The organism is Thioalkalivibrio paradoxus ARh 1 (genome assembly GCF_000227685.2).
In the GTDB taxonomy this organism is placed as follows: domain Bacteria; phylum Pseudomonadota; class Gammaproteobacteria; order Ectothiorhodospirales; family Ectothiorhodospiraceae; genus Thioalkalivibrio; species Thioalkalivibrio paradoxus.
This window is the reverse complement of record NZ_CP007029.1, coordinates 3627598-3645455: the sequence shown is the minus strand read 5'-3', so window position 1 is coordinate 3645455 and position 17858 is coordinate 3627598. Positions and strand designations below refer to the sequence as shown.

General features: G+C 68.2%; 16 protein-coding genes. 5 read left to right on the top strand and 11 right to left on the bottom strand.

What is annotated here, in order from left to right:
• Positions 1 to 316: 316 nt before the first annotated feature.
• The 4 genes from THITH_RS16470 to mnmG all read right to left on the bottom strand — a co-directional run bounded on the left by THITH_RS16470 (position 317) and on the right by mnmG (position 4516).
• Positions 317 to 1165, bottom strand: a complete 849-nt coding sequence (locus THITH_RS16470) for a ParB/RepB/Spo0J family partition protein (protein ID WP_006746699.1) — start codon at positions 1163 to 1165, stop codon at positions 317 to 319.
• Positions 1166 to 1240: 75 nt separating this feature from the next.
• Positions 1241 to 2029 carry a ParA family protein gene (locus tag THITH_RS16465; protein ID WP_006746700.1) on the bottom strand — a complete coding sequence of 263 codons (789 nt, stop codon included), beginning with the start codon at positions 2027 to 2029 and terminating at the stop codon, positions 1241 to 1243.
• Positions 2026 to 2652, bottom strand: coding sequence for a 16S rRNA (guanine(527)-N(7))-methyltransferase RsmG (rsmG, locus tag THITH_RS16460; protein ID WP_006746701.1), 627 nt, complete (start codon positions 2650 to 2652; stop codon positions 2026 to 2028). The genes THITH_RS16465 and rsmG overlap by 4 nt, the downstream gene beginning before the upstream one ends.
• Positions 2645 to 4516 (bottom strand): tRNA uridine-5-carboxymethylaminomethyl(34) synthesis enzyme MnmG, encoded by a 1872-nt coding sequence (gene mnmG / locus THITH_RS16455; RefSeq protein ID WP_006746702.1) that lies wholly within the window; start codon positions 4514 to 4516, stop codon positions 2645 to 2647. The genes rsmG and mnmG overlap by 8 nt, the downstream gene beginning before the upstream one ends.
• 219 nt (positions 4517 to 4735) lie before the next feature.
• On the opposite strand from mnmG, the gene THITH_RS16450 reads away from it, so the two are divergent.
• On the top strand, positions 4736 to 5542 hold the full coding sequence (locus tag THITH_RS16450) for a tRNA 2-thiocytidine biosynthesis TtcA family protein (protein WP_025367668.1): 807 nt from the start codon (positions 4736 to 4738) through the stop codon (positions 5540 to 5542).
• A gap of 28 nt (positions 5543 to 5570) precedes the next feature.
• Positions 5571 to 6476 carry a lysophospholipid acyltransferase family protein gene (locus THITH_RS16445; RefSeq protein ID WP_006746704.1) on the top strand — a complete coding sequence of 302 codons (906 nt, stop codon included), beginning with the start codon at positions 5571 to 5573 and terminating at the stop codon, positions 6474 to 6476.
• Between the two features lie 82 nt (positions 6477 to 6558).
• On the opposite strand, the gene recG is transcribed toward THITH_RS16445, so the two are convergent.
• The 5 genes from recG to gmk form a co-directional block, all read right to left on the bottom strand.
• Positions 6559 to 8610: an ATP-dependent DNA helicase RecG gene (gene recG, locus THITH_RS16440; protein ID WP_006746705.1), complete on the bottom strand. Its 2052-nt coding sequence runs from the start codon at positions 8608 to 8610 to the stop codon at positions 6559 to 6561.
• Positions 8611 to 8633: 23 nt separating this feature from the next.
• Positions 8634 to 9023, bottom strand: a complete 390-nt coding sequence (locus THITH_RS16435) for a RidA family protein (RefSeq protein WP_006746706.1) — start codon at positions 9021 to 9023, stop codon at positions 8634 to 8636.
• Between the two features lie 84 nt (positions 9024 to 9107).
• Complete coding sequence (spoT, locus tag THITH_RS16430; RefSeq protein WP_006746707.1) at positions 9108 to 11279, bottom strand: bifunctional GTP diphosphokinase/guanosine-3',5'-bis pyrophosphate 3'-pyrophosphohydrolase; 2172 nt, start codon at positions 11277 to 11279, stop codon at positions 9108 to 9110.
• Positions 11280 to 11289: 10 nt separating this feature from the next.
• Positions 11290 to 11565: a DNA-directed RNA polymerase subunit omega gene (rpoZ, locus tag THITH_RS16425; RefSeq protein ID WP_006746708.1), complete on the bottom strand. Its 276-nt coding sequence runs from the start codon at positions 11563 to 11565 to the stop codon at positions 11290 to 11292.
• 36 nt (positions 11566 to 11601) lie between these two features.
• Positions 11602 to 12252, bottom strand: a complete 651-nt coding sequence (gene gmk, locus THITH_RS16420; RefSeq protein WP_006746709.1) for a guanylate kinase — start codon at positions 12250 to 12252, stop codon at positions 11602 to 11604.
• 232 nt (positions 12253 to 12484) lie between these two features.
• Here gmk and THITH_RS16415 point away from each other — a divergent pair, with 232 nt between their 5' ends.
• Positions 12485 to 12745 (top strand): anti-sigma factor, encoded by a 261-nt coding sequence (locus THITH_RS16415; RefSeq protein ID WP_156925546.1) that lies wholly within the window; start codon positions 12485 to 12487, stop codon positions 12743 to 12745.
• Positions 12746 to 12911: 166 nt separating this feature from the next.
• Here the strand turns inward: THITH_RS16415 and THITH_RS16410 are convergent, their stop codons facing one another.
• The gene (locus THITH_RS16410; protein WP_006746711.1) at positions 12912 to 13286 is read right to left on the bottom strand and encodes a DsrE family protein; all 375 of its coding nucleotides are present in this window, start codon (positions 13284 to 13286) and stop codon (positions 12912 to 12914) included.
• 635 nt (positions 13287 to 13921) lie between these two features.
• Here THITH_RS16410 and THITH_RS16405 point away from each other — a divergent pair.
• The gene (locus tag THITH_RS16405) at positions 13922 to 14182 is read left to right on the top strand and encodes a hypothetical protein (protein ID WP_006746712.1); all 261 of its coding nucleotides are present in this window, start codon (positions 13922 to 13924) and stop codon (positions 14180 to 14182) included.
• 191 nt (positions 14183 to 14373) lie between these two features.
• On the top strand, positions 14374 to 16968 hold the full coding sequence (locus THITH_RS16400; RefSeq protein WP_232222218.1) for an EAL domain-containing protein: 2595 nt from the start codon (positions 14374 to 14376) through the stop codon (positions 16966 to 16968).
• A gap of 112 nt (positions 16969 to 17080) precedes the next feature.
• Here the strand turns inward: THITH_RS16400 and THITH_RS16395 are convergent, their stop codons facing one another.
• On the bottom strand, positions 17081 to 17857 hold the full coding sequence (locus THITH_RS16395) for a hypothetical protein (RefSeq protein WP_006746714.1): 777 nt from the start codon (positions 17855 to 17857) through the stop codon (positions 17081 to 17083).
• Position 17858 lies beyond the last annotated feature (1 nt).

The window sequence follows — 17858 nt, the reverse complement described above, 5'->3', positions numbered from 1 at the left end:
CCCCTCCCCGAGAAAGTGCGCGAAGTATAAGAGTGGCCTAATGATCAGGTCAAACCCGGAGCGCCCGGGGGCGGGGTGTTGGCGGGGGGGCGTTTCCGGACCGTCGGCGGCCATGGATGGCCGCCGCAGAGCGCCCAGGGAAGGCTCGAGCGAGTCCGGAAACGCCCCCCCGCCAACACCCCTCAGGCTTCGGGGGCAGGACCCCCCCGGAATACTTGCTCCGGAGGAGCGGACATGGTCGGGTGCCCATGAAGCTGGCAGAGCGAGATCTCCGCCAACCCCGGCGCTGGGCACCACCCATGGGGGGCATGCCGAATCAATGAATATGGGCGAGGATGCCATCGAGTTCGTCCAGGCTGTTGTACTCGATCACCAGGCGTCCCTTGCCTGCCCGGTTGTAGCGCACCTGCACTGCGGCCCCGAGGGTGTCCGACAGCCGGGTCTCCAGTTGGCGCACCTCCGGCAGTGGGCGCGGTGCCGGGGCCAGCGTCGCGGGTTCGGCCAGCAGGCGGCGCACCAGTCGCTCGGATTCGCGCACCGACAGCTGGCGCTTCACGATCAATTCCGCCGCATGCGGCTGCCGTTCCGTGGGCAGCGCGAGCAGGCAACGGGCGTGGCCCATCTCCAGTTCGCGCCGGCTGACCCGCTCCTTCACCGTATCGTGCAGTTCGAGCAGCCGCAGCAGATTCGTGACCGCGGTGCGGGAACGGCCGACCGCGTCGGCCGCGGTCTGGTGCGTCATCTCGAACTCGCCGATCAGCCGGCGGATCGCCTCGGCCTCTTCCAGCGGGTTCAGGTTCTCGCGCTGGATGTTCTCGATCAGCGCCATCGCCGCCGCGGCCTGGTCCGGGATGTCGCGCACGACCGCCGGGATGGTTTCGAGTCCGGCTATCTGGGCCGCGCGCCAGCGGCGTTCGCCGGCGATCAGTTCGTAGCCGTCGCCGATCCGGCGCACCACGATCGGCTGTACGATTCCCTGGGAGCGGATCGAGGTCGCGAGTTCCTCGAGTGCCTCGGGCGCCATGTGCACCCGGGGCTGGTACCGGCCTCTGCGAACCTGCTCGATCGGCAGGTGTTCCAGCCGGTCCTGATCCGGCTCCGGGCGTTCGTTGCCGCTGAGCAGGGCTTCGAGCCCTCGTCCGAGACCACTTCTGCGTTTGACCATCGTGTCTGTTCCCGACAGGTGGTGCGTTCGTTCCGCCCAGATGAACCTTTCTCCCAGCGCGTCCGCGGGGGGCGGTCAGATCCCGGCGGGCGAGGGGCCTCCGCTCGCGGGACGGCGTAGCATTTCTCCGGCCAGCGCCAGGTAGGCCACCGCCCCGCGCGAGCTGGCATCATACAGCAAGGCCGGCTGGCCGAAGCTCGGCGCCTCGGCCAGGCGTACGTTGCGCGGCACGATGGTCCGGAACACGCGCTCGCCGAAGTGCCCCAGCAGCTGATCGGAGACCTCGCCGGACAGCCGGTTGCGCGGATCGAACATCGTCCGTAGCAGTCCGGCGATGCGCAGCCGCGGGTTGGGTCCGCGCTGGATGCTCTCGATCGTGCCCATCAGCGCGGTCAGTCCTTCCAGCGCGTAGTACTCGCACTGCATCGGGATCAGCACGCCGTCGGCTGCGACCAGCGCGTTCACCGTCAGCAGGTTCAGCGACGGCGGGCAGTCGATCAGCACGTGGTGGTAGTCGGAACTCGCGCTCTGGAGCATTTCGCGCAGCCGGAACTCGCGGCGCTCCATCGTCATCAGCCGGACCTCGGCCAGGGTCAGGTCGCCGTTGGCCGGCACCAGGTCGAACCCCGAATCGACCCGGCGCACGCAGCCGGCGAGCCTTTCTTCGCCCAGCAGCAGCTCGCAGCTCGTCGGGCCCTGGCCGTGCTTGTCGTGGCCGCTGCCGGTGGTCGCGTTTCCCTGGGGGTCCAGGTCGATCACCAGCACCCGCCGCCCGAGCCGCACCAGCGATGCGGCCAGATTCACGCAGGTGGTGGTCTTGCCGACCCCGCCCTTCTGGTTCGTGATGGCCAAGGTCTGAGTCACGCGCTTTCTCTCTCGATGATGGCGATGTGCCGGCTGGCCGGTGACCCGGGAATGCTAACCGGTACGATGTTGCGATACGACCACCCTCCGGGCAGGGCGGCCTGCGCGGCCCCGGGCTGGCCAAGCATCGCCAGCAGCCGGCCGCCCGGTGCCACGCAATGCCCGGCCCGGCGCACGAACTCCGGGGGCGCGGCGAAAGCCCGCGACACCACGGTAGCAAAACCGTGCTCCGGCCGCAGGTCCTCGATGCGCGTGTGCAGCGCGGTGACGCGTGACAGCGCCAGTTCCGCGATCGCCGCCCGCAGGAAGCGCACGCGCTTTGCCGCCGAGTCCACCAGCAGGTACTCCCGTTCCGGGTCGGCCAGCGCCAGCACCAGGCCCGGAAGCCCGGCGCCGCTGCCGACGTCCAACACCCGGTCGCCGTGCAGCCACGGCAGCAGGGTCAGGCTGTCGAGCACGTGACGGTCGAGCATGGCCTGTGCGCCCCGGACGGCGGTCAGGTTGTGGACCCGGTTCCAGCGCTCGAGCAGCTCGAGATAGCGCACCACACCCGGGATCCACGCCGGGTCGAGGCCGCGGGCCGCACAGGCCGCGGTCAGCGCCGCGGCAGGCTGTTCAGGCACGGGCGGCGCGCTGCTTCAGATGAACGGCCAGCGCCGACAGCGCCGCCGGCGTGACCCCGGGAATGCGCTGGGCCTGACCCAGCGTGTGCGGTCGGAATCGGGTCAGCGTCTGCCGGATCTCGGCGGACAGCCCGTGGACGCGCTCGTAGTCGAGATCCGCCGGCAGCGCGGTGGTCTCGAAGCGATCCTGCCGCCGAATCTCGTCCATCTGGCGCTCGATGTAGCCCGCGTACTTGGCCTGGATCTCGACCTGGTCGGCGACCGACTCGGGGAGGTCCACCGCGAGTTCCGGAAGCCGCGCGAGCAGGCCCTGGTAGTCCACTTGCGGCCGGCGCAGCAGATCCATCAGCGTCGCATCCTCGGGGCGTCCGCCCAGATACTCGGCCAGCTCCGCATCGTCGCGCCGCGCGCGGTCGACGCGCAGCGAGGACAGACGCGCCTGTTCCGCCTCGATCGCCCGCGCCCGTTCGCCGAACGCGTGCCAGCGGCGATCGTCGACCAGGCCCAGTTCGCGCCCGCGCGGCGTCAGGCGCAAATCGGCGTTGTCCTCGCGCAGCAGCAGCCGGTACTCGGCGCGCGAGGTGAACATCCGGTACGGCTCGTTGGTGCCCCGGGTCACCAGGTCGTCGATCAGCACGCCGATGTAGCCGTCGGCGCGGCCGGGCGTCCACGGCGGCTCGTCGCGCGCGCAGCGTGCCGCGTTCAGTCCGGCGATCAGGCCCTGCGCCGCGGCCTCCTCGTATCCGGTGGTGCCGTTGATCTGCCCAGCGAAGAACAGGTTCGAGACGGCGCGTGTGGCCAGCGACGGCAGCAGGCCGCGCGGGTCGAAATAGTCGTATTCGATCGCGTAGCCCGGGCGGGTCAGGTGGGCGTCGGCGAATCCCGGCAGGCTTTGCACCACCTGGAGTTGCACCGCATAGGGCAGGCTGGTGGAAATCCCGTTCGGGTACAGCTCCTCGGTATCGAGGCCCTCGGGTTCCACGAACACCTGGTGACTCGTCTTGTCGGCGAAGCGCACGACCTTGTCCTCGATCGACGGGCAGTAGCGAGGGCCGGTGCCCTCGATCTGGCCGGTGTACATCGGGGCCTGGTGCAGGTTGGCGCGGATCAGGTCGTGCGTGCGCTCGGTGGTGCGCGCGATGTGGCACAGCCGCTGCATCGGGTGCTGGCCGCGGTCGCCGAGGAACGAGAACACCGGCCGGGGGTCGTCGCCCGGCTGCGGCTCGAGCGCGGAAAAGTCCACCGTGCGTCCGTCGACCCGCGGCGGTGTCCCGGTCTTCAGCCGGCCGACCGCGAACGCCATCTCGCGCAGCCGCGCCGCGAGCCTGACACTCGGAGGGTCGCCGGCACGACCGCCGGGGTGCTGCTCGGCGCCGATGTGGATCCGGCCGTTCAGGAAGGTGCCGACGGTCAATACGACCGTTCTTGCCTCGAAGGTCAGGCCCGCCTCGGTGACCACGCTGGTCGCGCGTTCGCCCTGCATGCGGATGTCGGCAACCGCCTGCTGGAAGATGCGCAGGTTCGGCTGGCCGTCGACGATCCGCCGGATCGCCTGCCGGTAGCGCTGGCGGTCGGCCTGCGCCCGGGTTGCGCGCACCGCCGGCCCCTTGCGCCGGTTCAGTACCCGGAAATGGATCCCTGCGCGGTCCGCGGCCTCGGCCATTGCGCCGCCGAGGGCATCGATCTCGCGCACCAGGTGCCCCTTGCCGATCCCGCCGATCGCCGGGTTGCAGCTCATCTGGCCGATGGTCTCGATGTTGTGGGTCAGCAGCAGCGTGCACGCACCGGTGCGCGCGGCCGCCAGCGCGGCTTCGGTGCCGGCGTGGCCGCCGCCGATCACGATCACGTCGAAGAGATTGCGCATGGTGCCGAAAAATGGATGCCAGAAAGTACCGGAGTCGGTTCGGCGCACAGTGTAGCAGCAGCGGCGTAAGACGCTGAATTGCCCTGCTGGTCCTGGCGGGGATCTTCGATGGGGAGTGGGGGGGATGGGGAGTGGGGATGGGCGCCGGTGCCCCGACTTTCCTGCATGCGGTGCGGGCGGCTGGCGGCGGCCCCGGGTTTCCGGGTATGTTCGCGGGCGATGAACACGCCCACCGTACCCGCCACGATCCGCCGCCTGGCCGGCAGGGCGATCGCCGATTTCGCCATGATTCGTTCGGGCGACCGGATCCTGGTCGGCCTGTCCGGCGGGAAGGATTCCCTGACGCTGCTGTGGCTGCTGCACGATCTGGCCCGCCGGGCGCCCGTGCGGTTCGAGGTCGGTGCGGTCACCATCGATCCCGAGATCCCGGGGTTCGAACCCGGGCGGCTGCGCGACTACCTCGGGGGTTTCGGCATCCCGTATGTCTTCGTGTCCGAACCGATTGCGGAGTTGGCTGGCCGGCACATGGGCAAGGATTCGTTCTGCGCGTTCTGTGCGCGCATGAAACGCGGCCTGATGTATCGCACCGCGCGCGAGCGTGGCTACAACGTGCTGGCGCTCGGCCAGCACCTGGACGACCTTGCCGAGAGCTTCCTGATGAGCGCGTTTCACGGCGGGCAGTTGCGTACGATGAAGGCGCATTACCGAATCGACGCGGGTGACCTGCGGGTGATCCGGCCCCTGGTCTACGTGCGCGAGCGCCAGACGCGCGATTTCGCCCGGACCGCGGAGTTGCCGGTGATCGCCGACAACTGTCCCGCCTGCTTCGCGATGCCGACCCAGCGCGAGCACATGAAGGCGCTGCTGGCGCGCGAGGAGGCGCAGCACCCGCGCCTGTTCCGCAACCTGCGCACGGCGCTCGATCCGCTGATGCGCGAGGGGCTGCCGGATGCCGGGCCGGCATCCGAGCATGCGGCGGCACGGCCCGCGCCGGCACCCACCGCGGGTCCGGAGGATGTGGCATGACGCGCCCGGCCCAGGCGGGGCGCCGCCGGTGACGGCCCGGCGCGGGCGGCGGATCCGGGACCGGCTGCTCGGACTCGTGCTGCGCCTGCTGGCGGCGCTGCCCCTGCGCGCAAACCACGCGCTCGGCGGCGCGCTGGGCTGGATCGCCTGGGTGCTGCCGACGCGGATGGCACGGGTCGCCCGGATCAACCTCGAACTCTGCTTTCCCGAACAGACCCCGGCCTGGAGGCGGCGGGTCGGGCGCCGCTCGATGATGGAGATGGGCAAGGCGCTGACCGAGGCGCCCTGGCTCTGGCGCGCGGGACCCGAGCGGCTGCGCGCATTGTCCCCGTTCAAGACCGAATGCGACCTGTCGGCTGCGCGCCCGCCGGGGCAGGCGCTGTTCCTGGTGGCCCCGCACCTCGGGTCCTGGGAATTCGCCGGGTTGCATGCGGCAAGCTACGGCCCGATGACCAGCCTGTATTCCCCGCTGCGCCAGCCGGAGATCGATCGCTGGATCCGCGAGGCGCGGGCTTCGACCGGCGCGCGCCTGGCCCCGGCCACCCGGGAGGGGCTGCGCCAGCTGCAGGCCGCGCGCGACCGGGGCGAGATGATCGGCCTGCTGCCGGACCAGAGCCCGCGCCGGGCCACCGGCGTGTTCGCGCCGTTCTTCGGGTGCCCGGCGCTGACGATGACCTTGCTGCCACGCCTGTTGCGGGGGCGCAGCGATCGCGTGGTGTTCGCGTTCGCCGAGCGCCTGCCGCGCGGTTCCGGGTACCGCTACCGCGAAATCGAGGCGGGCCCCGAGGTCGCGGACCCGGACCCGGAACGCGCGGCTGCCGCGATCAACCGTCTGGTCGAGGCACTCGTGCGCCAGCGCCCCGAGCAGTACAACTGGGCCTACAAGCGGTTCAGCCCGGCGCCGGAAGGTCAGCCGGACCCGTATCATCGCTGACGACCCTGTCGGCACCCGGCAGCGATACGGCCCTTGCAATTCATCGGAGGAGTTTTTCCCTCTCCCGCCCGCGTGCGCCGGATCAGCCGACGCCGCCGTAATGCGCTGCGGATCCGAGCCAGCGGCGGATCAGCGCCTCGGTGCGCTGGCGGTCGGGGAGCACCTGACGGGCGAGACGCGTCGCGTCCTCCATCAGATCCTGGTCGCGGCCCCAGTCCGCGACCCGGTAGCCGCGTTCACCGGTCTGGCGCGTGCCGAGCATTTCGCCGGGGCCGCGGATCGCGAGGTCGACCTCGGCGATTTCGAAGCCATCGTCGGTCTGGCGCATGGCCTCGAGCCGTTCCTGTGCGACTTCTCCGAGCGGCGGCCGGTACAGGAGCACACAGGCGCTGGTCCGGCGCCCGCGCCCGACGCGCCCGCGCAATTGGTGCAGCTGGGAAAGTCCCATGCGCTCGGCGTTCTCGATGATCATCAGGCTGGCGTTGGGTACGTCGACCCCGACCTCGATCACCGTGGTCGCGACCAGCAGGTCGATCGTGCCGGAGCGGAAGCGATCCATCACCGCATCGCGTTCGGCCGGTTTCATGCGCCCGTGCACGCGCTCGATGCGCAGCTCCGGCAGCGCTTCGCGCAGGCGTTCGGCGGTGGTCTCGGCGGCCTCGGCTTCCAGGGTTTCGGAATCCTCGATCAGCGGGCAGACCCAGTAGGCTTGCACGCCGTCGCCGCAGGCGACGCGGATGCGGGCGATCACCTCGTCGCGGCGCTCGCTGCTGATCAGCGCGGTCTTCACCGGCGTGCGCCCCGGCGGACGTTCGTCGAGCACCGACTGATCCAGATCCGCATACAGCGACATCGCCAGGGTCCGCGGGATCGGCGTTGCGGTCATGATCAGCTGGTGCGGCAGCAGCCTGGTGCCCTTGTCGCGCAGTGCCATGCGCTGATGCACGCCGAAGCGGTGCTGCTCGTCGATGATCGCAAGCCCCAAGCGGGCGAACGCGACCTGTTCCTGGAACAGCGCGTGGGTGCCGACCGCCAGCGCGCGCTCGCCCGAGGCCAGCCCGGACAAGAGCGTCTCGCGCTCGGATTTGCGTTGCCGGCCTCCGAGCCAGGCGATGCCGATGCCCAGCGGTTCCAGCCAGGCCGCGAGGTTGTGCAGGTGCTGGCGCGCGAGCAGCTCCGTCGGCGCCATGAACGCGACCTGGTGGCCGGCCTCGATCGCGGTCAGGGCGGCGGCGACCGCGACCAGCGTCTTGCCCGATCCGACGTCGCCCTGGAGCAACCGGTTCATCGGCCGCTGCCGGCCCAGATCCGCCTGGATCTCGGCGATCGTGCGCTGCTGGGCGCCGGTCAGCGTGAAGGGAAGCTCGGCGACGACCTGCCGCCAGAGCTGTCCCACGGGGCGCAGTTCCGGCGCGCGCCCGCGCGGTCGCGAGCCCGCGTGCAGCATCAGCGCCAGCTGGTGCGCGCACAGTTCCTCGAGCACCAGGCGGGTCAGCGCCGGGCTGCGGCGCGGCACATGGGCTGGCGACGACCGGTTCGGAGGCGGCCGGTGCAGCGCCTCGAGCGCTTCGGCGAGATCGGGCAAGTCCCGATCGCGCAGTTCGGGCAGCAGGTCGGGCAGACGGCTTGCCTCGGGAAGTGCGGCGCCGACCAGCTCGCGCAGCAGTCGCTGCGATACGCCTTCGGTGGCCGGATAGACCGGGGTCAGGCAGGGTTCCAGTGGCAGAGGCGGCCCGCGCAGGATGCGGTACTCCGGGTGCACGCACTCCGGCAGCCCGGGCATTCCGCGGATTTCGCCGTAGGCGCGCAGGCGTACTCCGTTGGCGAAGGCCCGCTGCTGCCGCTCTCCGAAATGGAAGAAACGCAGCAGGATGCGTGCGTCTCCCTCGCCGAGGTGAACGAGCAGCATGCGCCGGCGGCCGCTGACCACCTCGGTTGCTTCCACCCGGCCTTCGAACAGCGCCGGCGAACCGGGGCGCAGCGCCTGCAGCGGTGTCAGGCGGGTGCGATCCTCGAAGCGCAGCGGCAGGTGGAGCAATAGGTCGTGGGTTCGGGCCAGCCCCAGCCGGCCCAGCCGCTCTGCCTGTTTCGGGCCCACGCCACGGAGCGCGGTCAGCGGTGCGTCGAGATCCATTCAACGCGTTCCATTCGCGTGGATCAGCCCTGGGGCAGGTACAGGATCGCGTCCATCTCGACCTCGGCTCCCTTGGGCAGTGCCGCGACGCCGATCGCGGCCCGCGCGGGGTAGGGCTCGCTGAAATACTCGCTCATCACCTGATTCACCAGCGGGAAATGGCTGAGGTCGGTCAGGAAGACGTTCAGCTTGGCCACATCGTTCAGGGTGCCGCCGGCCGCCGAGGCAATCGCGGCCAGGTTGTCGAACACGCGCCGGATCTGGGCTTCCATGCTGCCGTCGATCAGATCCATCGTGGCCGGATCCAGCGGGATCTGGCCGGAAACGTAGACCGTGGCATCGGTACGCACTGCCTGCGAATAGGTGCCGATCGCGGCGGGAGCGGCATCGGTCTGGATGATCGTTCGGGTCATGGGGTTCTCCTCGAGGCCGTTGGGACAGGAGGGCGAAGATACCCGAAGCGGGCGCCGGGGTCAGGGTGTCCGGTGCCGGTCGGGTCATCCCCGGCTGCGCTGTACCCGCAGCACGTCGTTCAGGCGCCGCAGCGAACGGATCACCTGGGCGAGGTGGCGGCGGTCGCGCACGGTGATCGTAAAGGTCATCGCGGTCGAGTGGCCGTCGCGCTCATTGAACGAGATGTGCTCGATGTTCGAGCCATGATCGGCGATGACCGCCGCCATTTCGGCCAGCGCGCCGCGGCGGTTCGCGGTCTCGGCGCGCACCGAAACCGCGAATTCCGCGCCCGGCTCGTTGGACCATTCGAGCGATACCGTCTTGTCGCTGCGCTCGCGGAGTTCGCCCAGGTTGCGACAGGCCTCGCGGTGGACCACCAGCCCGCGTCCCGCGCTGAGGATCCCGATCACCGGATCCCCGGGAATCGGAAAACAGCAGCGCCCGTAATTCACGACCAGCCCTTCGGTGCCCTTGACCGCCAGCGCCGAACCAGACCCTTCGCAGACTTCCTGCGCGGGTTCCTGTCCGACCAGCTGGCGCGCGACCAGCGCCGCCATCCGGTTGCCGAGGCCGATTTCGACCAGCAGGCTGTCGATGTCGGGAATCTTCATCGCGTCGAGCACCTGGTCCATGCGCACCGGCGAGATCTGCCCCAGCCCCTGGCCCAGCGTGGCCAGCGCCTTTTCCATCAGGCGCCGGCCCAGTGCCGCCGCCTCGTCCGACTGCAGCGACTTCAGGCAGTGACGGATTCCCGAGCGGGCCTTGCCGGTGACCACGAACGACAGCCAGGCGGGGTTTGGGCGCGCGCCCGGGGCGGTGACGATCTCGACCGTCTGGCCGCTCTGGAGCCGCGCCGAAAGCGGCGCAAGCTGGCGGTCGATTCGCGCCGTGACACAGTGATTGCCGACGTCCGAATGCACTGCGTAGGCGAAATCCACCGGGGTTGCGCCGCGCGGCAGCACCATGATCTCGCCCATCGGCGTGAAGGTGTAGACCTCGTCCGGGAACAGGTCGACCTTGACGTTTTCCAGGAACTCGATCGAGCTGCCGACGCTGTTCTGGATCTCGAGCACGTCCTTGAGCCAATCGCGGGCGCGGCTCTGGGCTGTCATTGCATGGTCGTCACCGGCCTTGTACTGCCAGTGCGCCGCGATGCCGGTCTCCGCGACCCGGTCCATCTCGGCGCTGCGGATCTGGATTTCGATCGGGCTGCCGTGAGGTCCGAACAGCACCGTATGCAGCGACTGGTAGCCGTTCGATTTCGGGATCGCGATGTAATCCTTGAACCGCCCTGGCACCGGCTTGTAGAGGTTGTGCACCACGCCCAGCGCGCGATAGCAGGTGTCGACGTCCGCGACCACGATGCGCACCGCGAAGACATCGACGATCTTCTTGAACGGCTGGCGCTTCTCCAGCATCTTGCGGTAAATGCTGTAAAGCCCCTTCTCGCGCCCGCTGATCCGCGCCTCGATTCCGGCGGCCTCCATGCGGTGGGTGATCGCGGCCTCGATCTTCTGCATGGGCTCGCGCCGGTGCCCGCGCGCCTGCCGCACCGACGCGTCGAGCACCGCGAAACGGCGTGGGTACAGCGCGGCGAAGCCGAGTTGCTCGAGTTCCCGGCGGATCCGGTTCATGCCGAGCCGCTGGGCGATCGGCGCATAGATTTCCAGCGTCTCACGGGCGATCCGGCGGCGCTTGTCGGTCCGCATCACGCCCAATGTGCGCATGTTGTGCAGCCGGTCGGCGAGCTTGATCAGGATCACCCGGATGTCCCGGGTGATCGCCAGCATCATCTTGCGGAAGTTTTCGGCCTGGGCCTCGGCCTTGGTCTGGAACTGCAGGTGGGTCAGTTTCGATACGCCGTCGACCAGGTCCGCGACCTCAGTGTCGAATTCGGCGCGGATGCGTTCCTTGCTGGTCGGGGTGTCCTCCATCACGTCGTGGAGGATCGCGGCCACGATCGCCCGGTGGTCCATCCGCATTTCGCCCATGGTCCGGGCGACCGCCAGCGGATGGTAGATGTACGGTTCCCCAGTCTTCCGCGTCTGCCCCTCGTGCGCCTCGGCCCCGAACAGATAGGCCCGGTACACCTCGTTGATCTGATCGGGTTCGAGGTAGGATTCGAGTTCAGCGCACAGGTCGCTGATCAGGAATCGCGTCGAGTCGGTGCTCGGTTCTTGGGCGGCCCCGACGAGGGTCGGCAGCGCGGAATTCATCGGCTCGGGGCTAACGTTCGTCGGCGTCGAGTTGCTCCAGGTGCCGGATCGTGCTGAAGTCCAGCATCTGCGGCTGCGGGCGCTCGTCGGGTTCGTCGAAGACCTCCGGGCCGACCAGCCCTTCGGCGATCTCGCGCAACGCGATCACAGTGGGTTTGTCGTTGTCGTCCGGCACCCGCGGATCCTTGCCGTGGGAGAGGTGGCGCGCGCGCCGTGCGGCCATCAAGACCAGTTCGAAGCGGTTGTCGACGTGTTCGAGGCAGTCCTCGACGGTGATGCGGGCCATTTCGACTCCAGGAGAAAAAAGATCGGACCCCCGATCTTACGCCGAGGCAGCACCGCCCGCCAACAGTGATGCGATCATCCCGCGGTTGCGGATCGCCTGCTCGGTGCTGCGCAGCCGGTTCGCACGGAAGATGCTCTCCAGATCGCGCACCGCTTCGTTGAAATCGGTGTTCACCACGGTGTAGTCGTACTCGCGGAAGTGCGAACTGTCGGACTCGGCATCGCGCAGCCGGCGCTGGATCACGGCCTCGTCGTCCTGCCCGCGCCCTCGCAGGCGGCGTTCGAGTTCGGCGCGCGACGGCGGCAGGATAAAGATCGACTGGCAGTCCGGGATCGCGGCCCGCACCTGGCGCGCGCCCTGCCAGTCGATCTCGAGAATCACGTCGGTTCCGGATTCCAGCTGCGAGGCCACCGCGGCCTTGGATGTACCGTAGAAGTTGTCGAACACCTTCGCGTGTTCCAGCAGCTCGCCCGCCTCGATCATGTCGAGGAAACGCTCGGCGCTGACGAAGTGATAGTGCTGCCCCTCGACCTCGCCGGGCCGCGGGCGGCGCGTGGTATGGGAAACCGACAGTGCCACATGCTCGAGCTGCTCAAGAAGCGCAGCCACGAGGCTGGTCTTGCCCGCACCGGAGGGCGCGGAAACGATGTACAGCGTGCCTCGCGGCAGGGGGCTCGGGTCGGTCATCACGGGATCCGGAACGGCATTCGGGCGCAGAGTGTACCCAGCCCGTGCCGGCATTGGCCACTGTGATCCGGTTGTACCGGAGCCGATGCACGCATCGCGTTGGCGTACCCGGGTGGCGCGGCTCGTGCCAGAACGGAATTCCCCGCTCCCGCGCCACGTCTTCGTCTGAACAAGGAGGCGCCCTGCAAGCCGGTGCCCGCGACGCCGTGGCGGGAGGCTTGCATGCAATGCCATGACATGGCCGAGAGAGATCGCGATGACCGAACGACCGCTCAGTGACGAAATGCTCAACGCCTTTGTCGACCGGCAGCTGTCTGCGGAAGACCGGCTGCACGTCCTGCGCGTGATCGCCGACGACCGTCATCTCGGGCAGGAGGTGTGCGATCGCCACCGGATCAAGGAGCTGGTGAACCTCGCGTACTGCCAGCCGGGGCCGCCTCCCCGGGCGGTCCGGAGCTGCGGCCCGCGCTTCTGGCGCTGGTGGCGGTTCTAGCGGCCCATCGGGCCTGGGCTGCCAGGAAAGCGCTGCACGGGTCGTCGTCGCGACGCGCGCAGCGTGGTGGTATTCGCGTTGAAGGTCGTGACCTGCCGGCAATGCTCGACTGCCGCCGCCCCGGTGGATGGTGTGGCCACCAAGCCTCCGGGCGGTGGCAATTGCCTCAGAAAATCATCACCTGATACCCCTCGGCGGCAAGCGTACGCAAGCTCGGCAGACCGGCGGTTCCCGGGGCGGCATTGTCCTTGAGCATCGCGAAACCGGCCTGCTGCGCTTCTCCGGCGGCGCCGAAGAAATCCGAGCAGGTCGCTGAGACGCCCGCCACCTTGTCTTCGACGGTCTTGTACAGCGCGTGCAGCGGGTGATCGGCGTTGGTGACGTGGGCGGCCCAACGGGTCCCGGCGCCGAGGAAGATCACGGTGACATCGTCACCGTTCTGCTTGAAATCGTAGGCCACCCCGAGGGCATTGAATACGCGCCCCAGCGCCTCGTCGCTGTTGGCCTGGGGGTCGGACATCACCACGATGGCTGCTTTCATTTCGGTCTCCTTTGGTGGATCGACGTTGGGTTGATCGACGTTGGGTTGATCGGCGTTGGCAATGCGCCGGGAATCGCATCTGCCGCGGAATCCGCGGATGTCTGGGCCCGCCCACCGGCCTGGCAACGTCGGGCCCGGCAGGCGGTGACACCACAGGAAAAGCGAAGTCGGGCGCCGGCCCAAAAGGCCATGGCAACAGTAGGTATAGTGCCGCCAAACCGCAGGCTCCAGGAGTTGCGCGCTCCGAGCCCGCTTGAGCAGGCAGCGTTTCTCCGCGCGCCGCTTCCACCGGCCGAGGCGTGTTTCTTCGACTATGGTAGGGAGGAGCAGCTGCGGTAACCTCGCCGGTCTTTCCGGAGGGATCCACGGCGAATCCGATCGGTATCGTGCCTGGCGCCGCGGCCGCGGAATGCCTGCTCTCGGAGCGGAGATGGGTGACAACGCATGTGTCCAGAGGGATGCGCGGCGACCGTGAACTCGCCGGAATCTGCAATAGGCCCATGGGTCGACTGGATCTTCGCGCGCCAGCCCGCGCGCCAGCCAACGCGTGGTCTGCGCCGAGCGTGTCGGAGCGAACACCGGTCGCTTGTGTGCGTGTAACCGAACCAATATTCATGCTGAACAAGGAGTAACGGATGAAACCCGTCGCACGACTCTTGATCGCTACCCCACTGCTTCTTCCTCTTCTGCTGGCTGGATGTTCCGACCCAGGCCCGGCCGAGGAAGCCGGCGAACGTGTCGACGAAGCGGTCGAGGACGCCGGTGAACGCGTCGACGACGCCGCTCGCGAGGCGGAGGACGCAATCGACCCGCCAGGTCCGGCGGAGCGCACGGGCCGCGCGGTCGACGATGCGCTGGATGCCGTGCGCGACCGGTGGGATGACGCAACCGACTGAATTCGGGTCCGCTGAAGTCAAGCAGCGACGGGCTGGGGCGAATGGATGCCGTGGCCGTTGATGCCCGAAAACCACGGCCGGTGAGCACAGGGGAGCGATGTCACGGCCGGATTCTGTCCGATTCCGAGTGCGCCGGCCGCAAGCGGTGCACCCGGTGGATGGTGCCAAGCCCAGGTCGCCGGCGTGCGGCGATGACTGCGGAGCCGGACGCAGCCTGTTGCCGCCACGGTATGTCATTTGGCATCGCATCCGGGCTTGATCTGTCACCGATCGCTTCACGAAGGGCTCTGCCTGCAGATTGCCGGAAAGTTGTCCACACTAGGGGAACGGGAAGGGGCGTGTTCGGGGTGCATTGGATGCGGTGGGTGGCTGCGTTCGTGGTAATGCTGGGATGCGCGATGCCGGCGCTTGGCCAGGATGAGGTGAAGATCGGAACGCTGGCGTATCGCGGGCTCGACCAGACGCTGGAGCGCTGGGCCCCAACCGCCGCGTATCTGAGCGAGATGCTGCCCGACAAGGTGTTTCGGATCGTTCCGATGTATTACCCGGAGCTGAACGAGGCCATCGCCCGCGGGTCCGTGGACTTCGTGCTGACCAATACCGCGCACTACGTGAAGATGGAGAGCCAGCACGGGCTGACCCGCGTGCTCACGATGATTGCGAAAGAGCAGGGAACGCCGGTTCGGGATTTCGGCGGTGTGATCTTCACTCGTTCGGAACGCACCGACCTGGCCTCGATCACGGACCTGCGCGGCCACAGTTTCGCCGCGGTCGGAGAGGGTTCGCTCGGGGGCTTCATCGTCGCCTGGGAGATTTTGCGGGCGCACGGGATCGACCCGGCTCGGGATCTGCGCGAATTGCGGTTTACCGGCATGCCGCATGATCAGGTCGTTGAAGCAGTCCTGGACGGCAGCAGCGATGCGGGTACTGTCCGCACCGGTATCCTGGAAACGCTGATCAGCGAGGGGCGCATCGATGCAGGGGATCTGCGGATCCTGAATGCGCGGACGACACCGGGTTTCCCGCTACTGCACTCCACGAACCTGTATCCGGAGTGGCCCTTCTCGAGGATGCCCGACACTCCCGACGAGTTGGTCGAAGCGGTCACGATCGCGTTGTTGACGATGCCGGAGGCGCACCCTGCGGCCGAAGCCGGTGGGTATCTCGCATGGTCGCCGCCAGCGAACTACCGTCCCGTGCACGAACTGTTTCGATCCTTGGGGATCGCCCCGTTCGATGACCGTCAGGTCTTCAGTCTGGCCGCGGTGTGGCGCAACAACCCGGCGGCCATCGCTGCCGTGCTGCTGGGGTTGTTGTTATTGTCGGGAATGGCTTCGGCCAAATTCATGAACATGAACGTATCGCTGCGCCGGGAGGTGAGCGAGCGGCGGCGCGTCGAGCGCTTGCTGCGCGAGAACCAGGAACAGCTGACGCGCCAGGCCACTCACGATTCCCTCACCGGGCTGCAGAATCGGCCTGCACTGCAACAGCATCTGGAACGGGCAATCGTGTCGGCGCGGCAGGCCCGCGAGCGCCTGGCGGTCCTGTTCCTCGATCTGGATCGATTCAAGAATATCAACGATAGCCTCGGGCATCCGTTCGGCGACCTGGTGCTCCGGGCCATCGGCGAGCGGCTGCGGGATCGGCATGGGCACGGCGAGACGGTCGGGCGGCTGGGCGGCGACGAGTTCCTGATCGTGCTGGAGGATCTGCCCGAAAACCCGATCGCCCACGTGACCGCGCACGCCGAAAGTCTGTTGGAGAGCATCGCCGAGCCGTTCCAGGGAGAGCGGTTGCGAGACCTCTACGTCGGGGCGAGCATCGGCATCAGCCTGTTTCCGGAGGACGGTACCGATGGCGCTGCGCTGATCAAGAACGCGGATGCTGCGATGTACCAGGCCAAGGCGAAGGGGCGGAACACTTTCTGTTTCTATACCCAGGCGCTCACCAAGGCCGCCAAGTCCCGCCTCACGGTCGAGAGCCATCTGCGCAGGGCGCTCGAAAACGAAGAGTTCGAGGTGTTCTACCAGCCCCAGGTCGGGGTCGAATCCGGGGCGATCGTCGGCGTCGAAGCGCTGGTTCGCTGGAGGGATCCCGATCACGGCATGGTGCTCCCCGGGCGTTTCATCCCGATTGCGGAAGATACCGGATTGATTACATCCATCGGCGAATGGGTGTTGGGCCGCGCGGCACGGCAGGTCCGCGCCTGGCAGTCTGCCGGCTTGCCCCCGCTGCGGCTGACGGTCAACCTATCACCGAGGCAGTTTCTGCAGCCGAATCTGGTGCAAAGCATACGCGACGGCCTCGCACAGGCCGGTCTGGATCCACGCTGGGTGGAACTGGAGATCACCGAAACCGCGTTGATGCAGCAGGGGAGCGATGCGCCCGCCACCCTCCGGCAATTGAAGGACGCCGGTGTCAGGTTGGCGATCGATGACTTCGGTACCGGGTATTCGTCGCTGTCCTATCTGAAGCGATTCCCGCTCGATACGCTCAAGATCGATCGTTGCTTCATTCGCGACGTCCCGAACGACAGCAGCGACGTGGAGATCACCACGACCATCATCGCGATGGCCCGGAGCCTGCACTTGAAAGTGGTGGCGGAAGGCGTCGAAAACCGTGCACAGCTGGCGTTTCTGCGCCTTCAGGGATGCGACGTCTACCAGGGCTTCCTGTTCGGGCCTGGCCTGCCCGCCGCCGACCTCGAATCGCTCCTGAAGTCGGGACAGCGCCTGGCGTCGAACCCGGGCACGCGGAGGTTGCAGCCGGTCGCCGAACGCGGCTAGTGGGCCATGCGGGTCTGCTGCCGGGCCGAGCACGATCCGGATCGGAACGCCTGCGCCGAGCCCCGGATGCGTGGTGGTGTCGGCGGCTTGGGTCTGTGCCCGGTCGCGCGGTTCACTGCCGGCGGCGTTGATTAGGCGGAGGTTTCTGCTGCCGGTCCGTTCCACGCCAGCGCCGTTCCAGACGCTCGGCGATCGTCTGCGCCTCCGCTTCGCGTCCGGCCGGGATGGGGACGTTCAGGTGGACGCCGACGCGATGCAGGGACACGGCCTTCGGGTTGGATACCTGGAGGTCCGAGTAGACGATCTCGACATGCGGTCGGGCGCCGCCGACCACCTGGATCGACTCGAACCGGCTCGTCCAGCCGCTCCAGAAATGGGTTTGGCCTCCGAGATAGAGCAGGTCCTCGCCGATATGCGCCTCGTAAGGCCCGCGCTGCAGTCTGCGCCGGGTCAAACGGGGCATCATGATGGCCACGAAGGTCAGCAGTGCGACCAGGCCGGCGGCACTCGCGACCATGACGCCGGCCGCCTCGCGGTCGATGAACACGACCAGGATCACCGTAACCACCGCGATGGTTCCACCCAGGAACCACAGATTGGCGCGGGCCATCTGGCGCTGCTCGCCGTATTCGGCGCGCACATGGTCGCGCCACTCCTCGGGCGAATAGGTCCAGTGCGCAAGGCGTTCCTCGCCACGCAACAGCCGCTGCAGGCGGCGGAACTGGCCGATGTACAGCGGGCTCACGAGCACCGCGGACAGCAGCAGCACGATCCCGAGCAGGCTCGACATCATCGGTAGGCCGATGTCGCCACCCCAGATGCCGTAGACATGCGGCAACAGCAGCAGTGCGATCCCGACGACTGCCATCATCAGGATCGACGCGAGCACC